General features: G+C 38.0%; 33 protein-coding genes. 6 read left to right on the forward strand and 27 right to left on the reverse strand.

Annotation, left to right across the window (positions count from 1 at the left end):
* Nucleotides 1-268: 268 nt before the first annotated feature.
* Entirely contained in the window at nt 269-1,672 is a 1,404-nt protein-coding gene (locus tag R6U77_RS00570) for an ATP-binding protein (protein WP_319836997.1), read from the reverse strand.
* Nucleotides 1,673-2,191: 519 nt separating this feature from the next.
* On the opposite strand from R6U77_RS00570, the gene R6U77_RS00575 reads away from it, so the two are divergent.
* Together R6U77_RS00575 and R6U77_RS00580 are read left to right on the forward strand one after the other, a co-directional pair.
* Nucleotides 2,192-3,940, forward strand: coding sequence for a B12-binding domain-containing radical SAM protein (locus tag R6U77_RS00575; RefSeq protein WP_319836998.1), 1,749 nt, complete (start codon nt 2,192-2,194; stop codon nt 3,938-3,940).
* Nucleotides 3,941-4,206: 266 nt separating this feature from the next.
* Nucleotides 4,207-4,665 carry a hypothetical protein gene (locus R6U77_RS00580; protein ID WP_319836999.1) on the forward strand — a complete coding sequence of 153 codons (459 nt, stop codon included), beginning with the start codon at nt 4,207-4,209 and terminating at the stop codon, nt 4,663-4,665.
* Nucleotides 4,666-4,968: 303 nt separating this feature from the next.
* Here the strand turns inward: R6U77_RS00580 and R6U77_RS00585 are convergent, their stop codons facing one another.
* Together R6U77_RS00585 and R6U77_RS00590 are read right to left on the reverse strand one after the other, a co-directional pair.
* Nucleotides 4,969-6,231 (reverse strand): Y-family DNA polymerase, encoded by a 1,263-nt coding sequence (locus R6U77_RS00585; RefSeq protein WP_319837000.1) that lies wholly within the window; start codon nt 6,229-6,231, stop codon nt 4,969-4,971.
* Nucleotides 6,228-6,449, reverse strand: coding sequence for a transcriptional regulator (locus R6U77_RS00590; RefSeq protein WP_293922290.1), 222 nt, complete (start codon nt 6,447-6,449; stop codon nt 6,228-6,230). The genes R6U77_RS00585 and R6U77_RS00590 overlap by 4 nt, the downstream gene beginning before the upstream one ends.
* 208 nt (nt 6,450-6,657) lie before the next feature.
* Between R6U77_RS00590 and R6U77_RS00595 the strand changes: the two genes are divergently transcribed.
* The 3 genes from R6U77_RS00595 to R6U77_RS00605 all read left to right on the forward strand — a co-directional run bounded on the left by R6U77_RS00595 (nt 6,658) and on the right by R6U77_RS00605 (nt 7,953).
* On the forward strand, nt 6,658-7,116 hold the full coding sequence (locus R6U77_RS00595; RefSeq protein WP_319837001.1) for a hypothetical protein: 459 nt from the start codon (nt 6,658-6,660) through the stop codon (nt 7,114-7,116).
* Between the two features lie 65 nt (nt 7,117-7,181).
* Complete coding sequence (locus R6U77_RS00600; RefSeq protein WP_107842034.1) at nt 7,182-7,400, forward strand: hypothetical protein; 219 nt, start codon at nt 7,182-7,184, stop codon at nt 7,398-7,400.
* 34 nt (nt 7,401-7,434) lie between these two features.
* On the forward strand, nt 7,435-7,953 hold the full coding sequence (locus R6U77_RS00605; RefSeq protein ID WP_319837002.1) for a hypothetical protein: 519 nt from the start codon (nt 7,435-7,437) through the stop codon (nt 7,951-7,953).
* 52 nt (nt 7,954-8,005) lie between these two features.
* Here the strand turns inward: R6U77_RS00605 and R6U77_RS00610 are convergent, their stop codons facing one another.
* The 13 genes from R6U77_RS00610 to R6U77_RS00670 all read right to left on the reverse strand — a co-directional run bounded on the left by R6U77_RS00610 (nt 8,006) and on the right by R6U77_RS00670 (nt 18,648).
* Nucleotides 8,006-8,665, reverse strand: a complete 660-nt coding sequence (locus R6U77_RS00610) for a M15 family metallopeptidase (protein ID WP_319837003.1) — start codon at nt 8,663-8,665, stop codon at nt 8,006-8,008.
* Nucleotides 8,662-9,123 carry a phage holin family protein gene (locus R6U77_RS00615; protein ID WP_319837004.1) on the reverse strand — a complete coding sequence of 154 codons (462 nt, stop codon included), beginning with the start codon at nt 9,121-9,123 and terminating at the stop codon, nt 8,662-8,664. The genes R6U77_RS00610 and R6U77_RS00615 overlap by 4 nt, the downstream gene beginning before the upstream one ends.
* 109 nt (nt 9,124-9,232) lie before the next feature.
* Nucleotides 9,233-10,042 (reverse strand): YncE family protein, encoded by an 810-nt coding sequence (locus R6U77_RS00620; RefSeq protein WP_319837005.1) that lies wholly within the window; start codon nt 10,040-10,042, stop codon nt 9,233-9,235.
* Nucleotides 10,043-10,072: 30 nt separating this feature from the next.
* Nucleotides 10,073-10,645 carry a hypothetical protein gene (locus R6U77_RS00625; protein WP_319837006.1) on the reverse strand — a complete coding sequence of 191 codons (573 nt, stop codon included), beginning with the start codon at nt 10,643-10,645 and terminating at the stop codon, nt 10,073-10,075.
* Nucleotides 10,638-11,192 carry a putative phage tail protein gene (locus R6U77_RS00630; RefSeq protein WP_319837007.1) on the reverse strand — a complete coding sequence of 185 codons (555 nt, stop codon included), beginning with the start codon at nt 11,190-11,192 and terminating at the stop codon, nt 10,638-10,640. Before R6U77_RS00630 ends, R6U77_RS00625 begins: the two co-directional genes overlap by 8 nt.
* Nucleotides 11,185-12,273, reverse strand: coding sequence for a baseplate J/gp47 family protein (locus tag R6U77_RS00635; protein WP_319837008.1), 1,089 nt, complete (start codon nt 12,271-12,273; stop codon nt 11,185-11,187). Before R6U77_RS00635 ends, R6U77_RS00630 begins: the two co-directional genes overlap by 8 nt.
* A complete protein-coding gene (locus R6U77_RS00640) occupies nt 12,273-12,683 on the reverse strand; it encodes a DUF2634 domain-containing protein (protein WP_319837009.1) in 411 nt (136 codons plus the stop codon). The genes R6U77_RS00635 and R6U77_RS00640 overlap by 1 nt, the downstream gene beginning before the upstream one ends.
* Complete coding sequence (locus R6U77_RS00645; protein ID WP_319838410.1) at nt 12,683-13,060, reverse strand: DUF2577 domain-containing protein; 378 nt, start codon at nt 13,058-13,060, stop codon at nt 12,683-12,685. The genes R6U77_RS00640 and R6U77_RS00645 overlap by 1 nt, the downstream gene beginning before the upstream one ends.
* 1 nt (nt 13,061) lies before the next feature.
* Complete coding sequence (locus R6U77_RS00650; RefSeq protein WP_319837010.1) at nt 13,062-14,024, reverse strand: XkdQ/YqbQ family protein; 963 nt, start codon at nt 14,022-14,024, stop codon at nt 13,062-13,064.
* Nucleotides 14,017-14,694, reverse strand: coding sequence for a LysM peptidoglycan-binding domain-containing protein (locus tag R6U77_RS00655; protein ID WP_319837011.1), 678 nt, complete (start codon nt 14,692-14,694; stop codon nt 14,017-14,019). Before R6U77_RS00655 ends, R6U77_RS00650 begins: the two co-directional genes overlap by 8 nt.
* Nucleotides 14,687-16,897, reverse strand: a complete 2,211-nt coding sequence (locus tag R6U77_RS00660; protein WP_319837012.1) for a tape measure protein — start codon at nt 16,895-16,897, stop codon at nt 14,687-14,689. The genes R6U77_RS00655 and R6U77_RS00660 overlap by 8 nt, the downstream gene beginning before the upstream one ends.
* Nucleotides 16,898-16,954: 57 nt before the next feature.
* A complete protein-coding gene (locus R6U77_RS00665; RefSeq protein WP_319837013.1) occupies nt 16,955-17,938 on the reverse strand; it encodes a hypothetical protein in 984 nt (327 codons plus the stop codon).
* A gap of 275 nt (nt 17,939-18,213) precedes the next feature.
* A complete protein-coding gene (locus R6U77_RS00670) occupies nt 18,214-18,648 on the reverse strand; it encodes a phage tail assembly chaperone (RefSeq protein WP_319837014.1) in 435 nt (144 codons plus the stop codon).
* Between the two features lie 75 nt (nt 18,649-18,723).
* Here R6U77_RS00670 and R6U77_RS00675 point away from each other — a divergent pair, with 75 nt between their 5' ends.
* Entirely contained in the window at nt 18,724-19,050 is a 327-nt protein-coding gene (locus R6U77_RS00675; RefSeq protein ID WP_319837015.1) for a hypothetical protein, read from the forward strand.
* Here R6U77_RS00675 and R6U77_RS00680 read toward each other — a convergent pair.
* The 11 genes from R6U77_RS00680 to R6U77_RS00730 are packed head-to-tail and all read right to left on the reverse strand — an operon-like array spanning nt 19,047 to nt 24,649.
* On the reverse strand, nt 19,047-19,187 hold the full coding sequence (locus R6U77_RS00680) for a hypothetical protein (protein WP_319837016.1): 141 nt from the start codon (nt 19,185-19,187) through the stop codon (nt 19,047-19,049). The genes R6U77_RS00675 and R6U77_RS00680 overlap by 4 nt on opposite strands.
* A 46-nt stretch (nt 19,188-19,233) precedes the next feature.
* Nucleotides 19,234-19,749: a phage tail tube protein gene (locus R6U77_RS00685; RefSeq protein WP_319837017.1), complete on the reverse strand. Its 516-nt coding sequence runs from the start codon at nt 19,747-19,749 to the stop codon at nt 19,234-19,236.
* Between the two features lie 15 nt (nt 19,750-19,764).
* Nucleotides 19,765-21,081, reverse strand: a complete 1,317-nt coding sequence (locus R6U77_RS00690; protein WP_319837018.1) for a phage tail sheath family protein — start codon at nt 21,079-21,081, stop codon at nt 19,765-19,767.
* Nucleotide 21,082: 1 nt separating this feature from the next.
* Nucleotides 21,083-21,307: a hypothetical protein gene (locus tag R6U77_RS00695; RefSeq protein WP_319837019.1), complete on the reverse strand. Its 225-nt coding sequence runs from the start codon at nt 21,305-21,307 to the stop codon at nt 21,083-21,085.
* Nucleotides 21,294-21,728: a phage tail terminator family protein gene (locus tag R6U77_RS00700; protein WP_319838411.1), complete on the reverse strand. Its 435-nt coding sequence runs from the start codon at nt 21,726-21,728 to the stop codon at nt 21,294-21,296. The genes R6U77_RS00695 and R6U77_RS00700 overlap by 14 nt, the downstream gene beginning before the upstream one ends.
* Before the next feature lie 8 nt (nt 21,729-21,736).
* Nucleotides 21,737-22,231: an HK97 gp10 family phage protein gene (locus tag R6U77_RS00705; RefSeq protein WP_319837020.1), complete on the reverse strand. Its 495-nt coding sequence runs from the start codon at nt 22,229-22,231 to the stop codon at nt 21,737-21,739.
* On the reverse strand, nt 22,231-22,593 hold the full coding sequence (locus tag R6U77_RS00710) for a hypothetical protein (protein ID WP_319837021.1): 363 nt from the start codon (nt 22,591-22,593) through the stop codon (nt 22,231-22,233). The genes R6U77_RS00705 and R6U77_RS00710 overlap by 1 nt, the downstream gene beginning before the upstream one ends.
* Nucleotides 22,587-23,003 (reverse strand): hypothetical protein, encoded by a 417-nt coding sequence (locus tag R6U77_RS00715; protein WP_319837022.1) that lies wholly within the window; start codon nt 23,001-23,003, stop codon nt 22,587-22,589. The genes R6U77_RS00710 and R6U77_RS00715 overlap by 7 nt, the downstream gene beginning before the upstream one ends.
* Before the next feature lie 5 nt (nt 23,004-23,008).
* Nucleotides 23,009-23,200, reverse strand: a complete 192-nt coding sequence (locus R6U77_RS00720; RefSeq protein WP_293922233.1) for a hypothetical protein — start codon at nt 23,198-23,200, stop codon at nt 23,009-23,011.
* 17 nt (nt 23,201-23,217) lie between these two features.
* A complete protein-coding gene (locus tag R6U77_RS00725) occupies nt 23,218-24,261 on the reverse strand; it encodes a major capsid protein (RefSeq protein ID WP_293922231.1) in 1,044 nt (347 codons plus the stop codon).
* 16 nt (nt 24,262-24,277) lie between these two features.
* On the reverse strand, nt 24,278-24,649 hold the full coding sequence (locus R6U77_RS00730; RefSeq protein ID WP_319837023.1) for a hypothetical protein: 372 nt from the start codon (nt 24,647-24,649) through the stop codon (nt 24,278-24,280).
* Nucleotides 24,650-24,656: the final 7 nt, after the last annotated feature.

Raw genomic sequence — 24,656 nt, forward strand, 5'->3', positions numbered from 1 at the left:
CCTTGACTAATGTTCTACATTTTGGAGTTTATCCGTTAAAATGTGCGACATTACTAGATGCTTTAGTTTGATTTAGTGAATTACTCATCGCCTCGCCAAAACACAAATTCCGCTAAATCAAGATAACTTATATACAAAGCATTATAGCCATTCCTTAAAGTACTTGTCCAATATTTAAATTTCTTTTTCTATTTAAAAGGCTGCAATAGTGTTGTCTGAAAAGTACTATCTTGTCAGACAACTCTATCACAGCCTTGTTTTAGCAAAATCAAGTTAGACTCACCGATTCCTGCAACGGCATATTCATTACATACTTATATGAATCAACAGGGATTGTAAATGTAAACGCCGTTCCAATTCCTTCCTTACTCCAAACACGTACATTGCCATTATGCTCTTCAATTACTTTTTTAACAAGAGGTAAACCAAGACCAGAACCTTGCTTTTTCGTTGTAAAGAAAGGTGTAAATAATCCGTTCATCGTTTCCTCATTCATACCTTGTCCCTCATCTTTTACAATTAGCTCAATGTCGCCATCCATATTATAGCCTATTGTAATTGTAATCGTTCCACCTAACGGCATCACTTCAATGGCATTTTTTATAACGTTGATCAATAGTTGCTTCAATCGTACCTCATTGCCAATCATTTTATATTCATCTACAAGCGAATGTTCAAGCATTAACAAAATATTACTTTGAATTGCTTGTGGCTGCATAAGGTCAACAATTTGTTGAACAATTTTAACTAAAGAAATTTCCTCCATTACATATCTTGGTGGCTTTGATAAATATAAAAAATCCTCTAAAATAAGCTCTAATCGCTCAAATTCAGCATCAATAATAGAAAAATACTTCTCACCATCATCGCTCGTATTCAATCTTAATAAATCTAAAAATCCTTTTAGTGAAGTCATTGGATTTCTTATTTCATGTACAATTGACGCCACAAGCTCATTTAAATTAGACAGCACTTTTTCTTCTTTCTCATCCTCCATCTTTCTTTCTTCAGTTACATCTTTAATAATCGTCACAATGAAAGGATCCATGCTTCCCGCAACCGCTGTCATCTCATAAATTATTGTTTCACTATCGACTTCCTGCTCAAAATCTATTGCACCGACTGAGCACTCGTCCATTTTTTGAATATACGCTAAAAATTCCTCTTGTGAAAAACCTACATCATACAATAGTTGCTCATATGTTTTAGCTATTATTTGTTCATTGCTATATCCGAAAATATTTAAAGCACCCTGTGATGCATCTATAATATCTCCATGCTCGTCCGATAAAATCGCTCCTGAGTATGCGTAATCTATAATAGAGCATAAAATCTTTTTATTAACTACCTCTTCAATATTTAGCCAAATAATAAAGGATTGCTCCTGTTTACAATAACAGCCAAATATAGTTGTAGAAATTAAATTATTTTTTACAATAATGTTTACATTACAAAATGCTATTCCTAAATTCTTCATTTGTTCTACAAATGCATCCCATATTTTAATGGACATGTCATCAAGTAGCAGCTGCTCCACTACATAATTCTGACCTAATAACTGCGCTGCTTCTTGATTCATTTTTTGAATTTGACCTGATTCGTGCATGACAATAATTGACTCTTTACACTCGTCAAAGAGTCTATCAAGCTTGGAAATATCAATATAACTCAAGTAAAACGAACCTCCTGTTGTAAAGTAATCGCGCTATCAATTAGTATGCTATTTATATCCTATTAACTATATTACATTTTTATTACCTAATATTCTATATTTTCCGAAAAAATATTTAGTAATCAAGATATTTTATTTCAAAATGCGAATAAACGTTTCTTTTTTTCGGAATTTTATTGTAGAAAAAATAGATTTATCATCGAAAGATATAATTGACAAAATAAAGACAATTCTTTTGAAGAGATGAGTTTGCTTGTCTTTTTATAGAAAACTAAAAATATCGTTGATATCTATTTGTTACGATGGATTTGCTTTCTAATTAGTTGGGGCCAAATGGTGTTTCTAGCCTCCTCCAAAAATAGACAGCCACATCACACGCTATTTATCTTGTCATCCCTAGCTTATGACGCTGAACGAAAAATGATGTATTTTGTTATTAAACGTTAGTCGCAATTTTTAGTAAGTTGTCGCATTTACGCTACACTGCTACAATAATAACTAGAAAAAAGGAGAGAGTTTATGAAAATTGTATTAGCTACATTAAACGCCAAATATATTCATACAAATTTAGCCATCCGCTATTTAAAAGCAAGTGCCTATCCTGAATTCATCCCAGAGCTTGCTGAATATACAATTAAAGACCCAGCCTTCAACATCGTGTCAGATTTATTTCAAAAGCAGCCCGATGTTGTCGGCTTTAGCTGTTATATTTGGAACATCGAAGAAACTTTGCATGTGATTAAAATGTTAAAAACAGTTTTACCTAACACTAAAGTTATTTTAGGTGGCCCTGAAGTATCCTATGATGTGCACCATTGGCTAAAAAATCATGCGGAAATTGATTTTATCGTCATGGGTGAAGGTGAAACCTCCTTTAAGGAGCTGCTGCACTATTTAGATGGTGATATATCGTTAGAGGATGTGCGTGGTATTTGCTATTTAGAAGATGGCAAAGTGAAAATCCATGCACAGCCACCGAAAATTGATTTGCGTGAGCTTGCTACACCGTTTCGCTTTGAGGAGGATTTGCCACATCTCGGCAAGCGCATCCAATATATCGAAACGAGCCGTGGCTGCCCTTTCCAATGTCAATTTTGCTTATCAAGCATCGAGGTAGGCGTACGCTATTTTAATCGTGAAAAAATTAAAGAGGACATTCGCTTTTTAATGGATAATGGAGCAAGAACGATTAAATTCGTTGACCGTACTTTCAATATTAGCCGCAGCTATGCGATGGAAATGTTCCAATTTTTAATTGATGAGCATAAGCCAGGTGTTGTGTTCCAATTTGAAATTACAGCAGATATTATGCGTCCTGAAGTTATCCAATTTTTAAACGACAATGCACCGAAAGGCTTGTTCCGTTTTGAAATTGGTGTACAATCGACAAATGATTTAACAAATGAGCTTGTGAAACGCCGTCAAAACTTCGAGAAATTAAAACGCACGGTGACAATGGTTAAAGAAGGTGGTAAAATCGACCAGCATTTAGATTTAATTGCTGGCTTACCAGAGGAGGACTACGCTTCCTTCCGTGATACATTTAACGATGTCTTTGCAATGCGCCCAGAGGAATTACAGCTAGGCTTCTTAAAGCTACTGCGCGGGACAGGCCTACGTCTAGAAGCTAAAAAATACGGCTACACATATGTCGATATTGCACCATACGAAATCTTCTCAAATAATGTGCTAACCTTTGATGATATCGTTCGCATTAAGCATGCAGAGGATGTACTTGAAAAGTATTGGAATGCCCATCGCATGGATTACACAATTGAATATTTAGTAACAGAGGTATTCGAAACACCATTCGACTTTTTCCAAAGCTTCGGCACTTACTGGGAAATGCGTGGTTGGTCACGTATCGGACATCAGCTAGAAGATTTATTCCAGCGTTTACTCGAATTTTTACAAACAGTGCCAAACGTCGATTTAGCGATTGTACAAAATATTATGCAGCTTGATTATTTACAGGAACAGCAATTCCAGCCACGTAAAATTTGGTGGAAAGAACGTACAGATAAAGAGCAGCAAAAAAATATTTATACACTATTGCGCCAAAACCCTACAATTGCTGGTGAGGAATTTGCGGCAATGAGCATAACAGAGCGTGATTTATTCAAACACTCGCTCATTATCCCAACAACAATTTCTTATCAAGATTTCCTCAATGGGCGAATTAAAAAACATAAAGGTTATTTATTTACTTATTTCCGCCAAGGACAGCAGCCTTACTTTGCGGATATTCAGGAAAATTTAAAACAGTAATATGGTTCGTCCAGCCAACTAAAAAGGCGTGTCTGAAATATTTTTCGGACACGCTCTTTATTTTGTAACGAATTGCTACGCCATGGTACTAATTAGTTGAACGAAAGTTAGAAAACTATTTGCAGGTGCATTATCCAGAGGAAAATTATTCATTACAGACGAGAGGCTATACTTTTAAAGATGCCTCTTATGTATTTGATTTTATTTATCAGAGTGATATAGCTCAAAAATCGTAGACATATACGGTGTCTGTAGGCACAGGGCTCATGCCAAAGAACATTGTCGATTTCACATTGCATTATGATTCGACAGATGGAGACATATCTCAACAATGGAGCGAAGAAAGTTCAAAATATGTACAGGATTTATTACAAGAGCTACCAATCAGAGTTTCTGTTACATATAGCATTCAAGTGCCTATTGATCTGATCAAATCACAACCTTATTGGAAGCCAAATATTTCCCTTCCAGTGAAGCCTTCTATTTACATTGAATCGAGCTTCTATGATGGCGAGACAAAGGAAGATTTTCTCCAGCTAGCAAATGAAGTACAACAACGTTTAAATAACAGTGATATGCTTTATGACAGTGTTTTGATTATGACGGATGAGGAATTTGATAACTCTGATGGCTCAAAGAAAGGCTACGCATCAACTTATTATGAAAGTCGTTATCGCGTTTTATTTAAAGCAACTGACAAAATTACAGCGCGAATGCTGTATTAAAAAGCTTACGACATTCCATCAGCAACTTTCTTTGTTCTATCAGCAACTTCACATAAAAGGCTAGCCAGAAAATTCGGCTAGCCTTTTATGATTTACCCAATAATTACCCGTTTTAATGGCGGCTATTTTTATGTTTTTTTATTTGTTTTTCTTCTATTAATATATGATTACTTTAATAGGTGTTGTTTTTTAATATGTTTTAATGTGTTTAGTTCAGGGGTCATATTGGGGGACAAAAAAACACAAAAGTTATCAAGCGTAAAAACCTCAAGTGAATTTACTTGAGGTTTTAATATATCTTCATTAAGCTAAGTGTCCTCCGATTTTATTATTCCTTTGGATTGCTGTACCACTCGGCGTATATGATGCAGCACGTAAAATGGATGATGGACCAAAGCGCTCACGAATTTCATCTATAGTATGAGCTAGCACTTGCCGCTGCGCTTTTCGCTCATCAAACAAATCTAGTTGTATACCCTGGACTTTTTCGAGATTGGAAATCCGCACAGCAAGTTGTCTCGCTGGTTCACCCGCAAAATGCTCATCTAACAAATCCACACACGTTTGATACATCGTCATCGTTTCACATGTTGGCTCTTTTAAAGTTGTTGATCTGTAAAAGCCCTTTTCTTGCGCTCTCCTACTATAAGACACACCTAAACTTATCGTACGCCCGACGAATCCAGCACGTCTCATCCGCATCATTACATCCTCGCACATCTCCAGCAACACAATAGATATTTCCTTACGTGTTGGATAGTCTCGCATGAGCATTTGCCCTTGCCCAAAACTTTTGGTTTTTTTAATATCGATATTCGGCTCACCGAATGTTGATAAATCTACGCCCCATGCATGGTAGTACAACTGATTGCCCATCACACCAAACTTTTTCTCCAGCTCTTTTAAATCGGCTCTAGCTAAATCGCCAATGCTGTATATACCCATAGCATTTAAGCTTGCCTCTGTCTGCCTACCAATCCCCCACATTTCGGATAGTGGTCTGATTGGCCATAACTTTTTAGGTATATCCTCAAACGTCCATTTCGCAAAACCTGTACGCTTAGCCTCCAAGTCTAACGCTAATTTCGACATTAACATATTTGGTCCCATGCCTACAGAGGACGGAATACCAAATTGATTATATATTGATTGTTGTATTGTTTTTGCTGTTTCTTCTGGTAATCCCCACAGCCTTGTAGTGCCTGTTAAATCCACAAAACTTTCATCAATACTGTACACATGAATGGCTTCACGTGGCACATACTGCATGATTAATTTTGTGATTTCTACCGACATCCGTAAAAAGAAATTCATACGTGGCTCATATAAGCGAATATCAGGATGTTTCGGTATCTCATAGCGTCTATTGCCTGTTTTTATTTTAAAGCGTTGTTTCATCGCTGGCGAAGCTGCTAACACTACAGCCCCTGGTTGCGTAAGACTACCAACCACAGCAATTGCGTCATTAATTGGGTCTAGTCCCTCTTGCATCGCGATACAACTACTGTAAAAAGACTTCATATCAATACAAAAAATATCACGATTTGGCATTTGGTCGTAGTTCATATGACTTCACGCTCTCTTCTACTAACAGGCATAATCGCAAGTGTATTATCTACTATAAAAGTACGTTTAGCGCATTTATTGAAACAATAAACCTGCATTGTATCGCCAGCTATTTTAATGATTTTCACACGTCTCTTTGAGATTTTACCATCCTTCGCCATATATATAATATCCAAAAGCCATTGACGTTGCATTGCTTTTATAAGTTGATTTCGCACTTTGCCCACCCCTTACAGAACGTTTGTTTGTAATTATTATAGAACAAACATTCGTTTTCGAATACAGGTAATTTATGTATTCACAAGTTGCTCAATGAGTGGCTTTTTTATTTTGAAAAATAATTTAAAAATATTTTATATTCCACTTGCATTATATATCAGTTGTGTTATAATAAAAGTAACAAAAGGAAACAGGGAGGAATTAAAAATGAAAAACGTTATGATTCGCGCATGGGAAATCGCTAAAGAAGGTGCTGCTAAATTCGGTGGCAAGGTTAGAGAATACTTTTCAGAATCTTTAAAACAAGCTTGGTCTGAATTTAAAACTAGACCTGTTTCTAATTCGATGTTTAATCACAATAATATTGAATACAAATTCCCGTTCCCGATTGGCGAAGAACTGCCAGCTCTTGAAGGTTCTGAAAAACAAATTAAGTGGGCAGTTCAACTGCGCAATGAATTTAATATAACTTTTGTGAATTTTGTCAATGCATTACTTGACAAGAGATTGAAAGAATCGGAAGTCTTAAAAATAATTAATCTTGCTCGCTTCTTAATCGAAAATCGCACAAGTGCAAGTTTTTGGATTGAAAATCGCGAAAACATCAATGGAAATAAGCTACAAATGCTACAATCCGTATACACAGAATTTAAAGCAGTCATATAAATGGGATTTTTTTCGTAAATAGGAGCTGTGTCAGCAAACCTACTTGGGAGGGGAGGGAAAATAAAATGGAATTAAAGGCTAAAGTTGCGATGGTTATTAAAGCGGCGCAAGAATCAAAAAACGGCGCTGGAGAACATACAGCTTATAGAATTGTTAAAGAATGTGAATTTTCTCAAGGAACAATACAACGTTATGTCGATGGAAAAAGTGATATAGGTCGTATGGGGTTAGATGTTGCTGAAAAACTAGGTGAATACTTTGATAAACATTTTGAAAATAAATAATTATTACAAGAACCCAATAAAGGAGAGAAAATTAATGTTAGTAGAATTTAATGAAGATTTTTATAAAAAATTGATAAGTTATGAGAGAATTCATGAAAAAATCGTCGCAAAAAAGTATGAAATCGACGAAATTCGTCTATTAAACCCTAGTGATGTATATTCTGGCGAAGACATACATTTTGAATTTTTACATGAATTAGGTGAAATAGTTACAAACGCAACTGCAAGAGAAGCATTTGAAGAAGAACTCAATGAATTAGAATCAGCAGCTTTCGAGAAACAAGTAAAATCTAAAGTTGATTTAAGATATTTCATCGAACTAAAGAGCCCTGTATATAGGTATTTTTTTTACAACTATTATATTTATGCTAAAAAAATAAAAAACGGTGCTGTTAAGTACATTGCAGAAAATAGTGAAACCGATGCGAAAAATGAGTGGGACAAGAAACACGAAATGATAAAACACTTTGCGGAAATATATCATTATTTACACAAAGGACTTACCGAAGATGAAATGTACAACTATGTAGAAGAACAATTTAAATACATCTAATTCACATAAACAAATAAAAACCCGCCCTCCACAACGGAAAGGCGGGGTAATTTTATTTTGCAGCTCGTCGTTGGTCAATTGTGATGTATAAGCCAAGCAAACGGTCAGTAGTCATTTGCTTGTTTTGCAGGTCTTTTAAATGAGACTCTTGGATAATACCATCCTTGACTGCCTGCGCTAAAAAAGCCTCTGCTGCCGTTTGCATTGCAGGGCTTGCTGGATTCCATGTATTCATTGTTATTTCCTCCTTGTCTTTGACAATTAATTGTACTTGCATCTTGCTATTACTTGGTACGATTACCTCACCTTCAAGCTGGTATCCTGTTGGTATCCTCCATGTTGCTTTAACTTCAAAATGTGGGCGGTCGATATTGCCTGTCCAATCACCACCCCACGTGATACCTAGCTTACGAGCAATTGCCCCTACCTTATTTAACGTTGCGATATCATATAACGACTGCGGTGGTGCTACAGCAATATCCCACGCAAGACGTGACTTATGATTACTGTTTAACGTCCAAGTCACTATCGCACCTGGTCTTGTACGTCCCTGTGCATACAAGTAATTTTGGCGCTCTTGACTGCGATAAGTCTCGGTAATAAAAATATTGCGAATGCCTGTCTTATAACATTCTTGGAACAGCAATCTACATGCAATTTGCGCAGCTGGTAATAGCTCAGATAAGTCGCGACAAGTAGTTGTGACGCTCATTTTGTGTCACCGTCTTTCAATTTTTTATCAACACCCTTTCCGGCCAACTCTTGAGCAATCTCACTCACTGGATGCTCTTTTTCATGCTTAGTTGATTCGATGACTTTCAATTTTTCAGCTAAATTTTGTGGAACCAATACACCAAGCTGCGCCATATTTTCCGTAATACTCAAAGCCTCATTTGCAACATAAAAAAGTACTGTCGCAAATGTGAGTGTGCCATTTAGCGACAATACCTGGTCGATAATGTTTGCTGTGATGATTACAATTAATACAAGCAACTTACGAGCATACCCAAACAAGCTTTTGCGGCTCCACAAGTTACCATTTTTCCAAGCTTTAAATAACCCTGTGACGATATCCAAAGTCATTAAAAGCAATAATAAATCAATAAATTTTACCCCTCCAAATAAATATAAATGTGCCACGTCTAGATATTCCAAATTAATTCCCTCCATAAGCTTCACGCTCCTATTTTTAATATAAAAAGCCTCCCACAATAAATGTGGAAGGCTGATAACTATTTGATATTAACTTTTTATTGATTTACTACACATTGTGGGACTATTATCTAGGATACATTTCCCTTCGCCTTTCAGATGAAATGTCTAAACCATCGAAAGAATAATATACGGTATGCGTTCCAATGTAGTCAACCGAATGTATAGCATTTCGAATTTCGCCTACTTCGGTAAAAAATAATTTTCCATCAATGACGGATGTGAAGTAAGGAATATCTTGCAAATCTAACTCGGTATAAACGCTAGTAAAATTGACTAAATCGGTGCTTTTGTTAATATCGGTATAGTTTGTAACATAAAAATGTCCATTGTAATAATCGACATCTACTAAGAAAGTTATATTTGATGGTAATTGATATGACTCAACAAGATTAAATGAATCATCTAAATAATTAACTTTGTAAATGACGTTCGGCGTATCTGTCGCAAAATACATGTGTCCATCAATGATTTTCACTGAGCGACAATACGCGTATCCCATAAAATCCATCCTTCTAGAAAATTCTAAGACCAACCTATTATCCACAACTTTATAACAATATACGGTTTGTGTTCCACTTGACAATACATAGAACCTATTGTTTTTGAATATTACTTTATGTGGTCTATGTCCAACATTTGGTATTGTTTGTACTCTTTTAAAAGTTGAATCAAACACTAATACTTCATTACGTCCTGTGTTATCAACCACAAAAATATTTCCATCACTCGCAATTGAGTGACAACCTGCAAATTCGTAGTCGATTGTAGTCCACTCAACTATATCATCAGTCAAATTATCATTATATAAAATACGGTGGTGGAAACAGTCCACGATAAAGTACATATTATTTAATTTTGTAATTTGAGTAGGCACATAAAGCCTACCAGTAGGGTAGTTATAAGATTAAGAAAATCCGGCGATTTTAGTAATAGAGAATGAACTTTCTACTCCTATCGAAAGTTCTATCCCACTATCTTGATATGCACGGATTTCAATAATATCACCTACTTCCAAATGTTCTACTACTGTACATACTGTTCTTATGGTCGGAATTCCAATATCAGTAGTTGAGTTGTTTTGATAAGCAAGATAATTACCGTTTTTTGTAATCATAACATTACGGTATCCCTTGTTCGCTGTGCCAGTTATAATTACATTTGTAGTAATTAAATATTCACCAGATTTATTAATAACTATTTCGGTGTTATTTGATTGGGATACAAAATTTTCTGTGTCAATACCCATCACATCCCAACCGACGTTAGTCCACGTTGTGGATGGCAAATTTTTCGAAATTGCTGTTTTATATCTTGCACGAGGTATGTTTGCAACATTGTCCAAGTGTGTAGTAAGTTGCTCTTGTACATCTGCAAGATTTGTATCAATAGTATCCATATTTTCATTGTGCACTTCGATATCATAAAATTCTGCTGGTGTCGGTTTAATTAAATTATAATTTGTTGTATGATTAGGCATTTGGTAAAACCTCCTCTCTTAACTGTAAATGAGTGTATGTCGCTAATTGAGCATGCGTAAACCGCGCTAATGTGCTGTGTTGGTTGTATCGTAGTTCAACAGTTAAAACCATATTTTGCGGCACCATACGCTCGAGTGTGTCCTCAACAGCTTCAAATTGTCGCTTTACAGTAAGTTCAATTTTGACAACTAACCATTTCTCTTCGACATTACGCTCCATTGTGTAATTCCCAGCGCCTAACAAGCTATCTAATATCAATCTAAGCGTCCGGTAAGTGTATGGGGCCTGCTCTTGGTAGCGTGCTAATACACGAAAAATACGAGTTTCTAGGGTGTCCGAATCTGACACTTGAAGCCCTAGCATTTTTTCATAGCGACCTATACCATTTTCGTCTGCTGTAATAATAAATTGATTATTAAGTGTCGCATCAATCATACGCCACAGCTTTTCTAAAATTGGATTTTCTACGCCAGCAATTGCTTTCAGTTCTTTAATTTCAAGCAAAATAGGTGGTAAATAATCAAGAATATTTACTTGTCTAGCCACTTACAGCACCTCTTTTCGGTATTTCTTCGCTGCCTAATTCGATGTTTGTCGTATTCCCGTTCAGTGTCGTGTCTGCGATATCCAAAATGCCATCAACACCTAACAAGCGTGTCTCAATTTGGCTAACACGGATAACAACGCCTTGTTCATCCTCCTCTTTAGACACAGCTTGCGCCCACTGTTCGGCTAATTCTGAAAAGTATTCATCGATTACCAATTGCACGCTCGCTTCGACATCGGACCATGTCCAGCCTGTTTGATAAGTGATATTAAGACCGATATTAACAATTGCTTCCTCTACACTAAATACTGTGACAATGTGGTCAATTGGGGCAGTTCCAACTCCTTCGCCATTTTCTCCCACTGGATCAACAGCCGCTTGCACTTGGTCAATTAAGGTTTGTGATGGCTTTTGGAATTGCGAATCGATGATAACAAGTTTTACGGTGCCCCCACCATTCCAAGCGCGGTATACACGCACGCCGCCTACCCCAGACATAGCACCTACCTTTTCCTTATAGTCCGCCCTATTCCCACCAAATGCAGTCGATTGAAAGCTATTAAAATAGCGAGTGCGAAACGCCTCTGTTTCTTCCTCATCTTCGCCTGGCACTAACACATCTGTTAGCATAGCTGTTTCAAGTCCTGCTACGAAATCAATAGGAATAAGTTGTCCTGAAAAGATATTACCGACATTGCCTGCCGTTTCACATTGTAAAATGAACTCTCCAAATGCGATACGCTCTATAACGGTGTAATTTAGCTCATCTAAGCTGTATCGTGAGCCGATGGGCACATCAATGTTAAACAAACCTTTACGTAGTGCATAGGTAGCTGGTTGGGGTTGTAAACCACGCTCAGCTGCGCGTCTAATTAAATATTCACGGGGGGCTGTATCAGCAAATACCATATCAACAAAGTTTTTAAGCGTGACTAGCATTTGCACAGTTTCTGCGCTGTTAGCAGCGGTTGCGTTATAAATCATCGATGTACCTTCCCGCTTGTCTAACGAGTTATCAATGCCTGCCATCTTTTGGGCCATTAAATCTTCGTAAGTCGTATCTAAATTAAGTTCGGCCATTAATATTCCACCTCTCTTTCACCTGTGACATCACCAAAAATGGTGTGAGCTGTGTATTGCACATGGACTTTACCTTTTTTGGTTGTAACAACAAATGAATCTACCTCATTAATTCGGTCATCCTGCAACAAAGCCTCTCGTATACGACGCTTTGCCTCGCTTGCTACGTAATATGTGGGCTTGCCAAATAAGTCGTTAAACTCCACACCAAAATTCCACGAATAAATAATGTGATCGTAACGCTCAACTGAGAGCATTAAAAAAATCGCTTGTTTCATGGCTTCTAAGTCATCGACATAGCCAACACAGCGATCTTTGTCATATAGTAATTTGTAATTTTTCGATGGCTCAATAGCTTCCTCAAAATCTAGCTCAAGTCCATCATTTTCGTAATAAGCATTCGGTAGCATCAAACCACCTCTTTATCAATGATAATGTACTGTTGTCCACCATTTGCACGAATCATTGTCACCCTATCACCCACTACCAAGCCATTATGAATAAGGAACTTTTTGCGACCTTTATAATCGTGATTGTGCGATGCAAATGCGGCTTCACCACTTCCACCAGCTCTATTTTCAGTTGAATGGTCAACAGTCATATCTACTTCATAGTCCATGACAGCTCGTGTCAGCTTTAAGTTTTCACGTTCTAGTATAAGCTTTTGATCCACCTGCACTTTTAGCGGCGCTGTACTAATCACAGTGCCATATACAACAGATGTTGGCTTTTGTGCATTAACAGCCTCTAATACCACTTGCCTTAAAACCTTCACAATATCAGACATATCACGCAACGAAATCACCCCCGATTAAGCTTAAGTCCATACGATGGTCGCTTTCAGAAAATGTATGCTTCACTTTTTCAACCATCATAAAATTGGCAACAGTTAAGTCACCTAAATACATTTGCACACCTAACGTTGAGCCACCACGCACCCTCGTATCACCAAACACTTTATTAATGTGCAGTTTGCGTGATTTTCGATTATACAAGGCTAACAAGGCGTTTGCTTTGACCTGTCCATTCTCACCTTCCTCAAGACTTTCAGTAAGCTGTATAATGCCCCACTGATTCATGTTTTCGCCGTGTTGAGCATAGTAATTTTCGCGCTTACCCGTTTTCTTGTCTTCACGGTATACACGTATCTTATTGTACGTGTTATCAGCGATGGATGTTGTGTATTCAAACGTTTCGCCGCTCTCCTCATCGATTAAAATATCAAGCTTGAGCATTTTAACATCGCGTAAATTGAGCTTGCCGTAATCATCGTATAAGACATATATAGAGCCTGTGTTTTTGGTTGTAATACTTAATGCATTATCTAATACAGTAAACAACTCCGACGTATCCTCGACACGGGTAGCAATGACATGTTTTGTATCTGCCACGATACCAAGCTGCAGCCTAAAGTCTTTTGCAAGCATTTGTAGCACTTGTGCTGCCGTTTTACCCTTGTATGTGACTACATCTTTGTTTTTTAAATACCACAGTTGATCAAATGCTGTAACTGATATAATCCGATTATTCGAGCGCTTTTTCGTGAAGACAAAGCCGTTAAAAATGGGCTTTCCATCATAAATAAATCGCACTTGATCTCCTTCATAGAAGCCCAAAATATCATCTTTAATCACATTGAAATTAAGCTGTCCTGGTGCACCTTTTCGCTGTGTTTCCCACGTAATACCTTCTTCCACCGCGCACTCAAACACTCGTCCCCGTGACGTAATTAACAACTGACATTTAGCCAAGCTTTATCACCTGCCCTACTTTGATAATGTTGGGATTACTTATATTGTTGATTTTGGCAAGCTGCGTGTATTTCGAGCCATCGCCTAAATATTTTTTTGCAATGGACCATAACGTATCACCGCTTTTTACTGTATGTGTTTTAGGCGTTTGCTTGCTCGTTGTTGGTCGCTGCTGCTCAACTTTTGCTGCCGATTTTTTGTTTGCTCCAGAAGCATTTGCACTTGAAGCTTTATTAAGCACAAGCTTTTTCGTGCCATATGGGCGCCACTGCTTAAGATTGATTGTGACACTCACGTCAAAGCCATTTTCCGCATCTTCTTCGATCGTATAATCTTCCAACGATACCCTCATATTCGTGTCAAATAATAATGAGCCATCTGGCATCGCACGATTAACAATGAAAGAAAAATCTTTTTGCGAGACTTTTAACTTTTCTAGCTTTTCAAGGTAGTGTGTTGCAGGCTGGAAACCGTTCGGATAAACAGCAAACGGATATTGCGTATTGGGTAGTAACACCTCAAACTCAATATCCGTTAAACCCGGCATTTTTAAAATATTCACTTCACCCTCGTTCATGAGGACGATAGTGTCATTCTTATTATTAAATTTTGTGCTCATGGACGATGGCGCAACAGGAAACTGCAAGTCATCAAGTAAAAAGTTATACATCGTATACAGTCCCCTCCGCTAGTTTCTCGGCAACCTCTTCAACTTTTTCACCGAAACGATCAACGATACCGTCGATGTCTAGCTCGCTGTTAATGTGATTTTCGCTGCGATTGTCGATGTGAATTTCGGCTGTTGTATAGCGGTTTATAGCCTCACGCTCGGCTAAGTCACGCAAATATTTCAGCTCGTCATTTAAAAATTTAACTCCATCTGCCATCTTGCCTGTGTTTTTAGCTGTTTTCTTTGCTGCGTCGTTGCCTTCCTTCACTTTGTCGCCAAGAGCTAGGGCATCGTTGATGGCGTCTTCAACAGGACTTCCATTCTCTTTTTCCTTTTCAGGTTTTAGAAGGTTTTTGCCCCAGTCATAGGCTGATTTAGCTGCATCTGCCAAAGCAATAGGCTCCATTTTTGGCGCTTCCCAATAATCATCTGGCGGATCTCCTACGCCTTTCCCTAGTAAATCCTTAACATTTAATAAGTCGCTAGTGATAGACTCTCGGTAATCAAATGTTCCTCCTTTACCTAAGCCAACTTCTGCCGCAAAACCTTCAGGCAATAGGTCAATAAACCAATTCCACGCTTCTATAGCTAGGTTGACGGCTTTTATAATCGCATTGACAAAGCTTGTTGCAAATCCGTCCCAACCTTTGGTCATAGCAATCACTTGATTTAGTACATTTTCCGCAAGATTATAAAATAATTTTTTTACTGAGTACATTGGATGTTTCCACACATTAACAAAGAACTCGACTAATGCAGCTATGATATTCCAAATAAATGCGATTTGGTTGTAAATATAAGCTCCTAATACTGCAAACGCTGCGGCTATTAATCCTGTTGCACTTATTGATGTACCTGCAAATTTATTGACTGCGGCTACAGCAAGGTAAAATAACATAATTAATACTACTATAGCTCCAATTAGCCACCCAATAGGATTCGCTGAAATTGCGATGCTGAGAGCTGCCATTGCAGCTGTGAACCCGTATGTAGCCCATGTAGATAAAACTGTCGTTGCCACATACCACAGATTGCGTAATGACGCTGTCATCATCATGAAAATATTAATTACTATTTCGCGATTCGCCCACGCCCACGCAGCTGCATTGATTATTAATGCTGCTGTAACAGCTCCAATGACAGGAGCTATAAATGACCAATTATCGTATACAAGTGAGCCAATAAACACTATTGAGTTAAAAACTGCTTCCACAGCCCCCGCTACGATGTGCAAAGCTTGCGTTGCACTTGCACTAAATCGTTTAAACCTTTCACTATTAGCAATATCATTTATTATTTGTAAAATTGGAGCAAACGCCCATAAAGCTTCATTTTTAAATGTTTTCCATGTTTGCGCCCACGTTATAGGCATACTTTCAAATTTTTGATTTATATCATTAGCAGCTGTAAACATTGCATTCTTCACAATATCAGCAGTAATTTCGCCATCTGATGCCATTTTTCTTATCTTTCCAATACCTACACCTAAATAATCTGCAATACTTTGAATGATGGTTGGAGCCGCTTCGAATACTGCATTTAATTCCTCTCCTCGGAGTACACCCGAACCCAGAGCTTGCGTTAACTGTAAGGTAGCTGATGAAATACCTTCTGTATTTGTTCCTGCAATTACAAACTGCTTGTTCAGTAGTTCACCAAATGCTACTGCTTCCATTGTTGTTCCAAATGCATCGCCAGCATTCATCGCCAATTTTGCTATAGTATCTGCGGTTTCTGAGTAGGATGCTCGAGAGCGTTGAGCACTATCCAAAATCACTTGTTGTAATTCTGCTGTTGTTTGCATTCCATCGTTTATTAAGTCCAATCTAGCTGTAGTATTAGCCATCTGGTCAGAAATAGCAAGTACGTTACCTAATCCTTGTAATGACAAATAAGCACCTATTAAGGCACCTACTTTATTTACTAACCCATCTACAGCAGTTGTACCATCTCTAATTTTATTGTTAAATTTTCCTTGTGCATTCTCAGCATCACGAATTTCGTTTTCGATTTGATTAAACATTTTATCTACTCGTGCTAGTTCACGCTGCGCTTGTTGTAAGCGCGAAACGTCTACAGCATTTCCCGAAGCACCTTCAAGATTTTGAAATCCACTAACCGTAAGTTGCAATGCACTATTTATCGAGCGAAAAACAGGACTTAAATTATCTGTCATATTAATTGCTGTACGTATCGTTGCCATGTTCCCTCTCCTTTTTGCCATAACAAAAAGCTACCCATAAGAGTAGCTTTTGAAAATCTATCTAAAATATTTTGAATCATACGTAAATTTCGCCATACCAAATTCCCCATTTTCAATGTCAAATATCCGCACGCTTTCTACAGTGTCAGAAACATTTTCATAACGTAATGCGTAGTTCGTATCAGCTTCTTTTTTCATTTTTGAAGAAGGTGTAATACCAAATAGTTTGAAAATATCATCCTTATTCTCAAAACTACCTATAATATCAGTTGTATCTCCTTTAGATTGCCCAGAATACATATCTAATTGCATAACAATATCATCGAATAAAATGAATTCGTATTTACTGTCTTCATATACATATAACTTCCCAACTATTTCTTGATTAGTTTTAGGTACTCGCCATTCATAATCTTCGATTCTTTGTGGTTCTCCCATGATTTCAATTAATTTTGCGCTATTTATTTTACTAAATTGAGTAACATCAATAATTGTTTCTACTGAGCTTTTTTCAGTGTTTTGCAAGTTCCCTATTACAATAGCAAAAATGACAGCGAATGCTATAATTGCTAAGCAACCAATAGGTAAACAACCTTTCTTTTTTTGTTGTGTATTATAATTGTTGTTATTAATACCACTATTACTTGTATTGTTGTCTACCGGTGGATTGTTATCAAAGATAGAGGCATTGGATGCATTAAACATTTTTTGGATTAATATTTTATATATTTTATCATCTATCTCCACTAAACTCTTTTTACCATCCCTAAATTCAATAGCAACATGATGTGTTCCTTTATTTTTGGCACTTAGCCCAGCGAGTAACCCTACTGGTCCCAATAAAACTCCTCCAACTAAACCTCGTGAAACGCCAGAAACAGCACTTTTTCTATGCTCTTCTGTAATCAATTCATAATTTGCTATAGTTGATTGATCTAATTGCAAAATTTGTTTAAATCCTGAGTTTAAACTAATAAGCCCTAATGTTCTCACCACAGAGCAATTAAGATAATCGCCAGCAACCACCTTATTTTTTGCCATATAGCACCTCCTATGTATATCTATAACTAATATACATGGAAGATAAGGTGATTTCTATGCCTATTTTCATATTTGGATAAATTAACGCTTCCGCCCCTTCTTAGACCCACGCTTAGCCTCACGCTCCTGCTTCTTATCCTCGTCAATCTTAACCTGTAAAGACGCTATTAGACACGCTTTATCTACTAAAGACAGCGCTAAATACTCGGACGGCAGGCGACGCATTTTGTGCACCCACCAGTGCATGACGTTTGCGTCACCATCACCGTCCTCGATTAGTTTTTTACTTCTTCTACGAGTTCGTCAAGCTCAACCTCATAGCCATTTGCCGCTTGTGCTGCCGCTGCCGCTTCTGCAATTTCACCGATTGTTAGCATTTTACCAAGCAATTCATCAGCTCCTAAAACGCCATACGAATCTTGCAGCTCTTTGTCATTTAGGTTAGGGAATACAATAGATTCAACTGTTAAAAGACGCTGGTATTTAAAGTGGTCAAAATCAGTGTTGTACTGCCCTTTGCGCTTACCTTGTGTAATCAAAGAGCGCTTTGTAGATTCCGATTTAAGCTCAGCATCACGTTCTGGTGAGATTGGCGCAAACTCCCATTCAACGGCATTTCCGTTTTCGTCAACGAAACTTTTTGAAATCGCTCGCTTAATATTGTCCTGTTTCTTTTTGTTATGCGCGAAAAACGCTTGTAAGTTACTCATTTGTCATTTCCTCCAATATAATTAATAGGTATTTTCTCCTCCATGTCGAATATTGAAATGGAGGAGGTGAATATTATGTCCAAAATCAAAGTTAAAGGCCTTAATAAGTTACAAAAACAATTAAAAAGCATGGAAAGAGCTTCAAAAAAAGCTAAAAGGGAAAACAGGATTTCCTTTGACGATTTATTCGTTCCATCATTCATGAAACGTCACACAAACTTTAGTTCTTTTAATGATTTTTTAATTGCTGGTAACTTTAAGGTTGAATCTCAAGAAGATTTTGAAGCCATCCCCGATGTTGATATGGACCATCATGTGAGCCAAAATACGAAATTTAAAAATTGGCAAACAATGCTTGATACAGCAACTAACGAATATATTAAAAATAAAATGAAATTCTAATTCATTTCGGTTTCAAATTCTAATTCTAGTTCTTTTATTTGCTGAAGGCTTTCTTCAAGTTCTTTTGCTAGAGTGATGGTCTTTTGTAATAAAACTTGAAGTTCTTCAGCATTCTTAAATGTAATGTTTACGCGCATTATTCCCACTCCTTTTCAAAATAAAAGAGCCTGCCGTAGCAAGCTCTTATTGCATTTCAGGTAAGGTAGCGAACTCAATCGGCATATCCCAATCCTCGAAAGTAAAGTCGATTGTGTCCTCTAAATAATCTGCATCTGCATCGAGTGACGCAATAATACCACCATCAAGATTACAGTCAATTAAAATTGTTGTTTGGCTGCCTACAGTAGAAGATTTATCTTCATTCGTCACTTGAATATCAAAATAAATATCTTGTCCTGTATCTTTATAGCGCTTTAACAGCTGGCGGAAAATTGATGTATTGAAGTGGAATGTAGCTGAGCCTGTACCTTCCCAACCTGTAGCCTTGTTCCCCTTACCTGTACGGCCCATAATCGGCACCTGCGTTTTTGTTTTCTCCATGTTGGCTTCTAAATTGATTAGCTGCGCAAATAAATAGCGATTGCCCTCGATTGTGACGAATGCACGTCCTTGAGCACCGCTGACAGCATCACGCGCATGCATTGTTGTTTCAGCGAAGTATTGTAAATCTAACGGCAACAATAATCCGATTTTATCCATATACTATTTCCCTCCTTAAGCTACCACAGTAGTAATGTATAGTTGCGACATGGCAACAGTCGGAATGACAACCTCATTTACTACAACAGATTTTTTAGAGTTCCCTTGTTCTACAGTAAGCTCATCCTTATTGTAATTTTGAACAGCTCGAATACGCTGTAGCTCCATGCGATGAGCGCCAATATCATTCCAAAGTGAAATACGGCCATCTTGGTCGTTCGGTACTTTGCCGAGATAGCGATTGTTAAATAAAGCTGCCGTGTCAATGGCAATTTGATCAAGCACACGAATGACTTGATTCATGCTGAAATTCTCATTTTTATCTACTGTGAAGGATGTGAATGTATTGATATCCTCAAGTACACGCACTTCATCACCAACGCGATGGAACACATATTTACCATTTTTGATTAATGCGATAAGTTGTTGCTGTGTCTTTGTTTCGGACATATCTAGCTCAAATTCGCCGTCATAGCGTTTGTTTGTATTTGAACGATTTACCGGCACGCCTGCTTGTGCTCCTGTTGCCCAATAGACAGCAGCAAATACTTCATCACCCATCGCGTCGTTTTGTACATCGATAACACCCTCGTGGTCTGTCGTGCCGAGTTTGTGACCTACAAGTTGGAATTTACCTCCCACTTGGTCACGAATACGCTTCGTATACTCTACGTACAGCGATTTAATTGTTGGCTCTGAAGATAAGCAACCTAGTGTATTAAAGCCGTAAGCCTCTAGTGCATCTAATGCCTCTTGATGGGCACCACCTGTAATAGCTGTGCCATTTGAGCCATCGGCTAATGGTGTACCTGCTGTAACCGCAAGTGTTGCACCACTTTTAAACGTTACATAATCATTTGCTACTAAATCAGCAGCAGTTGTTACTGCCACCTGTTCATCAACCGTAACGCCATCTAATAGCGTTTTTACATCAAACTTCGTTGGCTCGTCTACATTTGCTTGAATCACAATGGTAATATCATTACCTCGCACACCTTTGTATTTAGCTGTAGCAAAATCATTTTGAGCTGCTACTGCATCTACAGCAAGCTTATAAAAGTACACCGTAATCGCATTTTTGAATACATCACGAATACCCTTTAGCTTATCGTGCGTGTAATCGTAGCCAAATATTTTACGACTGTCCTTTTGTAAATCCTCTTGTGTTACAGCGAATACTTCGCTATCTACGCCCCAATCAAGAACGATTGGTAGCCCAACATATCCGCGATCGGATAAGTTCACGAATGCACGTGCTGCACTAATAAAATTATGATACGTGCCTGGTAACACTTTATTTTGTGTTAAGAAGAAACCTCCACCTAATGCCACTCTACCTCACTCCTTTATCGAATTTATTAAGAATTTCATCGACCTGAGCATAAGAATACGCCTTGCCATCTTGTAGCAAAGCGTTCAATGCATCTCGTCGATGTTCGTATTTTTTACTTTTAACCAGTTGCTCTTTTGTAAATGTCGGCATGGCTGATTTAATCATTTCTCCAACCATTTCGCCTGTCACATTCGCTTTTTCTTTAATAGCTTCATTCTTCGCCAACTATACCCCACCTCTCTCCGTTTTCGTAGTGTCTTAGCGATTCCATAAATGTTTTTTGTTCCACAACTTGCAAGAAAAAATCAAACCGCATGAAGTTATGACCAATACCGTCCACAACCTCGCTGTTAGCCCCTCTAGCAAGCATTATAGAGCCGTTTAATAGCTCAATATCCTTTAGGGCTTGTTGCACCTTTAAGCTCATATTAGCGCTCTCTGACGCTCCCTTAAGCGGGAAATACTGCACATTAAACAACGGTGTAATCTTCCATCGCTTACCTATCTGCTGAACGTGCTCCAAGTTTAAAAACTGAATAAAAAATGAAGGTGTTTCAAAGTTTTGGGGCACTTGGTCAATGTACTTTTTGCAATCCTCACCAAATTCCGCATCTAATTTGCGAGAAATGGCGATGATAATATCCATAATTTCCACTATTTGAACACCTCCATGAGTTTTGCCTTTAGCTTTCGTTCGATAATTGCTGGGGCTTGTTGCTCTAGTTCATCCGCCGAAATAGTCATCATGAATCTCCCTGGTACCCAGCCCTTTAAGTTTCGTGTGCGGTGCCCATATTCAACGTAACTCGCGTAACTTACAGGATTTGTAATTTCGATTTCGTAATTATTACCTGATTTCTTCACAGTCAAGGACTGAGCAAATTTGCTAGCTCCTGTACCTCCGCCAAAAGTAGCTGAGAGTTCAGCCTCTCTCTCGCTACTAGCAGTCCATCCTCGTCTTAAATTTCCACCAACACGCCCATCCGTATACTCACCAACAGGAGTACGCTTGATTACTTTTGCAAGCATTCGAGCTGCTAACTCCTTCGCCATAGCCTCACAAAAGGCGTCTAAATCCACTTGGGCAAACTTACTAATGCGCCGTTGCAATCGCTCCAACTGTTTGTAATTTACCTTTACTTTTGCCATTATGCGTACCTCTGAAAATCCTCTAACATAATGTGTTGATGGTCCATGTGTACATCAGGCTTGCCGCTGCGGGTGTACTCATTAGTTACTCCATCTTGAGTAACAATGATTTTGCTACCTGCAGGTACATCAAGTTCAGGAGCTAATGACAATTTGGTGGTCTTAGTGATAATGGCAGGACCACCAGTATCGGAAGTGGTAGTTTGCTTTTCTTGAGATAATTTACATGGCTCATTTACGAATTTTATTACTTCTTGCTGGGTAGTTATTTTGGTAACAGGGTTTGTTATGCTTTCCCATGCTATTACTGTACATACCCCTCTATACAAGCTTTGGATTGCTTTCCTACGAGCATTTACCATATAAGCACCCTGTACTTGGACCAATTAAGTTCACCATGCCTTAAATACGCAAGAAAGGCATTAAATTGACCCTCAGGCGTATTAGTAGCATCTGAATTAACTGCAAACTCCACATTCGTATCGCCATCTTGGACCTTTTTAGCGACCATCGTAAAATCAATCGTTTCCACGTCTAACTGCCCCATCGCTTTTTTGGTAGCAAGGTACTCACCTACAACCATATCGACAGCATGATTATATGATTCTCTCGGTATGCTTGATAGGTTGGTTTGATTGTTGATATAGTTCATTACCTTATCAATTGCAAAACCGATTAAATAATCGTCCGAGCTTGCAGGGGCACTCGATAAAGTAACCCCTAAAGCTTCAATCCGATTTTTTACATCAATAACTTTTATCTTGACTGACATGGCTATCACTCACTTTCAGTCGTTTTCTTTGTCCGTGCAGCAGGCTTTTTTGGTTCTTCCGTTACCGCCAACCGCTCCATGATTGCACCGTTAAAATGTGGTTCATCAACCGTCAATTCTTGACCAACTAAAAAGCGCTCTCCTTTGTATCTCACAGGAAAAGCGCCTTCTTTAATTTTTACTTTAATGTTTGCCAATGTAATCACCAGCCTATTTAGTTTACTTGCGCGATGAAAATGTTATCGATTGTTTCAAAGCTTGGCATTACGATTTCAGACACAATCGTTTCAACGTTTACTGGATGTGGCTCCTTAACTGTTGTAATTGCAACACCTGTGTTAACAATGGAAACCTCGGCATTTGACTGACCTGTTAGTAAATCTGATTCCTCTGGCGTTGTACCGTAGTAAGTATTGCCTAACGTACCATCCGGAATAAGCGTAAAGAAGTCATCTGGATAGAAGTTGTTTGAAGTGCCATCCTCAGCAAGATACTTTTTGTTATATACTGCAACTGAAATACCTAGTTTGTCTTGTAGGTACTGCTTCAAAATTGCATCGGTTAAGATGATATTTTGCCCACCTAACGGGTTCATATCCAAACGAATGCTCGGGTGCTTTAATAAATAACCAAACGTTTTACGCGTTAAAATAGCTTTTGTTGGGCGAACACCTGTATTATCCTCTACAGTGTCCTGCCAACGGATAATGTCCTCAATTGGTGTAGCATCAGCATTGCTCCATACAGCATTTCCTGCAAGGGCCTCTTTATGATCAGTTTTCATTTTATAGTCATAATCAAAATCTTGGCGATTTGCTGTGATTTTAATTTTACCTGTGGAAAGTAGCTGCATAATCATTCGCTCAGGCTGTACATTGGCACCGTTCACTAGATTCGTAATGTCATCATAAATATTAGCGATTAAAGTTCGTGTCATGCTATCTAAATTAGATGATAACAAACGATTCAACTCTTGACGGTCTTTCTCTCCTACTCGCATCGCTTCACGGAAGAATGGCATTTCTGTTTCTACTTTTTTAAAGCCAATACGGTCACGTAGCGTTGCTTTCGCATCGAATTCAGACGGCATCAAGGCTACAGGTAAACCCTTCGAGCCTTTAATCCAACTCAAATCTAAACCTAATTGTTTTTTAGGTGGGAACAGTGTCGCTCCTAAATACGGAATATTATTCGATGGGTTGTTTTCATAATAATCCGCAATTTCTTTCGCTTTTACTAAATCAAAAATTGTTGGCATTAACTTTCATCCTCTCTTATTTTAAAAATGTAATTTGTTTTAATGCTGCTTTTTCTTCATTTGTTGGTGCTGTAGGCAACTTATCTAAAGCAACAAAACCATGAATCAGTAACGCACCGGAAGCAGGGCCATGTGTTACATCGGTATCATTAAACAGAATCCCTTCAGCATTTGACACGCCTTCGTCAGTCGTTGCTTTTACCGCCTCGATAGTATCATCCTCTAACACGCCACCACCCAAAATAGTCCCAGCTGGTACGATTTTTTTACCTTCACTATTGGCAGTAACCCCTACATCAGAAACAGTAATTGCTAAATTTACATAGTGGTCTGGAAACTTTAAAATTTCCTTTTTGTTTGTATAAGTTGTTTCTACAAATTTACTCATTTATTTT

The sequence above is a fragment of the Lysinibacillus louembei genome (assembly GCF_033880585.1).
Taxonomy (GTDB): domain Bacteria; phylum Bacillota; class Bacilli; order Bacillales_A; family Planococcaceae; genus Metasolibacillus; species Metasolibacillus louembei.

Coding starts and splice junctions, on each gene's coding strand:
- R6U77_RS00575 (WP_319836998.1), top strand. CDS start 2,192: ATGAAAATTGTATTAGCTACATTAAACGCCAAATATATTCATACAAAT.
- R6U77_RS00580 (WP_319836999.1), top strand. CDS start 4,207: ATGCCAAAGAACATTGTCGATTTCACATTGCATTATGATTCGACAGAT.
- R6U77_RS00585 (WP_319837000.1), bottom strand. CDS start 6,231: ATGAACTACGACCAAATGCCAAATCGTGATATTTTTTGTATTGATATG.
- R6U77_RS00595 (WP_319837001.1), top strand. CDS start 6,658: ATGAAAAACGTTATGATTCGCGCATGGGAAATCGCTAAAGAAGGTGCT.
- R6U77_RS00600 (WP_107842034.1), top strand. CDS start 7,182: ATGGAATTAAAGGCTAAAGTTGCGATGGTTATTAAAGCGGCGCAAGAA.
- R6U77_RS00605 (WP_319837002.1), top strand. CDS start 7,435: ATGTTAGTAGAATTTAATGAAGATTTTTATAAAAAATTGATAAGTTAT.
- R6U77_RS00610 (WP_319837003.1), bottom strand. CDS start 8,665: ATGAGCGTCACAACTACTTGTCGCGACTTATCTGAGCTATTACCAGCT.
- R6U77_RS00615 (WP_319837004.1), bottom strand. CDS start 9,123: ATGGAGGGAATTAATTTGGAATATCTAGACGTGGCACATTTATATTTA.
- R6U77_RS00625 (WP_319837006.1), bottom strand. CDS start 10,645: ATGCCTAATCATACAACAAATTATAATTTAATTAAACCGACACCAGCA.
- R6U77_RS00635 (WP_319837008.1), bottom strand. CDS start 12,273: ATGGCCGAACTTAATTTAGATACGACTTACGAAGATTTAATGGCCCAA.
- R6U77_RS00640 (WP_319837009.1), bottom strand. CDS start 12,683: ATGCTACCGAATGCTTATTACGAAAATGATGGACTTGAGCTAGATTTT.
- R6U77_RS00645 (WP_319838410.1), bottom strand. CDS start 13,060: ATGTCTGATATTGTGAAGGTTTTAAGGCAAGTGGTATTAGAGGCTGTT.
- R6U77_RS00655 (WP_319837011.1), bottom strand. CDS start 14,694: ATGTATAACTTTTTACTTGATGACTTGCAGTTTCCTGTTGCGCCATCG.
- R6U77_RS00660 (WP_319837012.1), bottom strand. CDS start 16,897: ATGGCAACGATACGTACAGCAATTAATATGACAGATAATTTAAGTCCT.
- R6U77_RS00665 (WP_319837013.1), bottom strand. CDS start 17,938: ATGGCAAAAAATAAGGTGGTTGCTGGCGATTATCTTAATTGCTCTGTG.
- R6U77_RS00670 (WP_319837014.1), bottom strand. CDS start 18,648: ATGAGTAACTTACAAGCGTTTTTCGCGCATAACAAAAAGAAACAGGAC.
- R6U77_RS00675 (WP_319837015.1), top strand. CDS start 18,724: ATGTCCAAAATCAAAGTTAAAGGCCTTAATAAGTTACAAAAACAATTA.
- R6U77_RS00680 (WP_319837016.1), bottom strand. CDS start 19,187: ATGCGCGTAAACATTACATTTAAGAATGCTGAAGAACTTCAAGTTTTA.
- R6U77_RS00685 (WP_319837017.1), bottom strand. CDS start 19,749: ATGGATAAAATCGGATTATTGTTGCCGTTAGATTTACAATACTTCGCT.
- R6U77_RS00700 (WP_319838411.1), bottom strand. CDS start 21,728: ATGGATATTATCATCGCCATTTCTCGCAAATTAGATGCGGAATTTGGT.
- R6U77_RS00705 (WP_319837020.1), bottom strand. CDS start 22,231: ATGGCAAAAGTAAAGGTAAATTACAAACAGTTGGAGCGATTGCAACGG.
- R6U77_RS00710 (WP_319837021.1), bottom strand. CDS start 22,593: ATGGTAAATGCTCGTAGGAAAGCAATCCAAAGCTTGTATAGAGGGGTA.
- R6U77_RS00715 (WP_319837022.1), bottom strand. CDS start 23,003: ATGTCAGTCAAGATAAAAGTTATTGATGTAAAAAATCGGATTGAAGCT.
- R6U77_RS00725 (WP_293922231.1), bottom strand. CDS start 24,261: ATGCCAACAATTTTTGATTTAGTAAAAGCGAAAGAAATTGCGGATTAT.
- R6U77_RS00730 (WP_319837023.1), bottom strand. CDS start 24,649: ATGAGTAAATTTGTAGAAACAACTTATACAAACAAAAAGGAAATTTTA.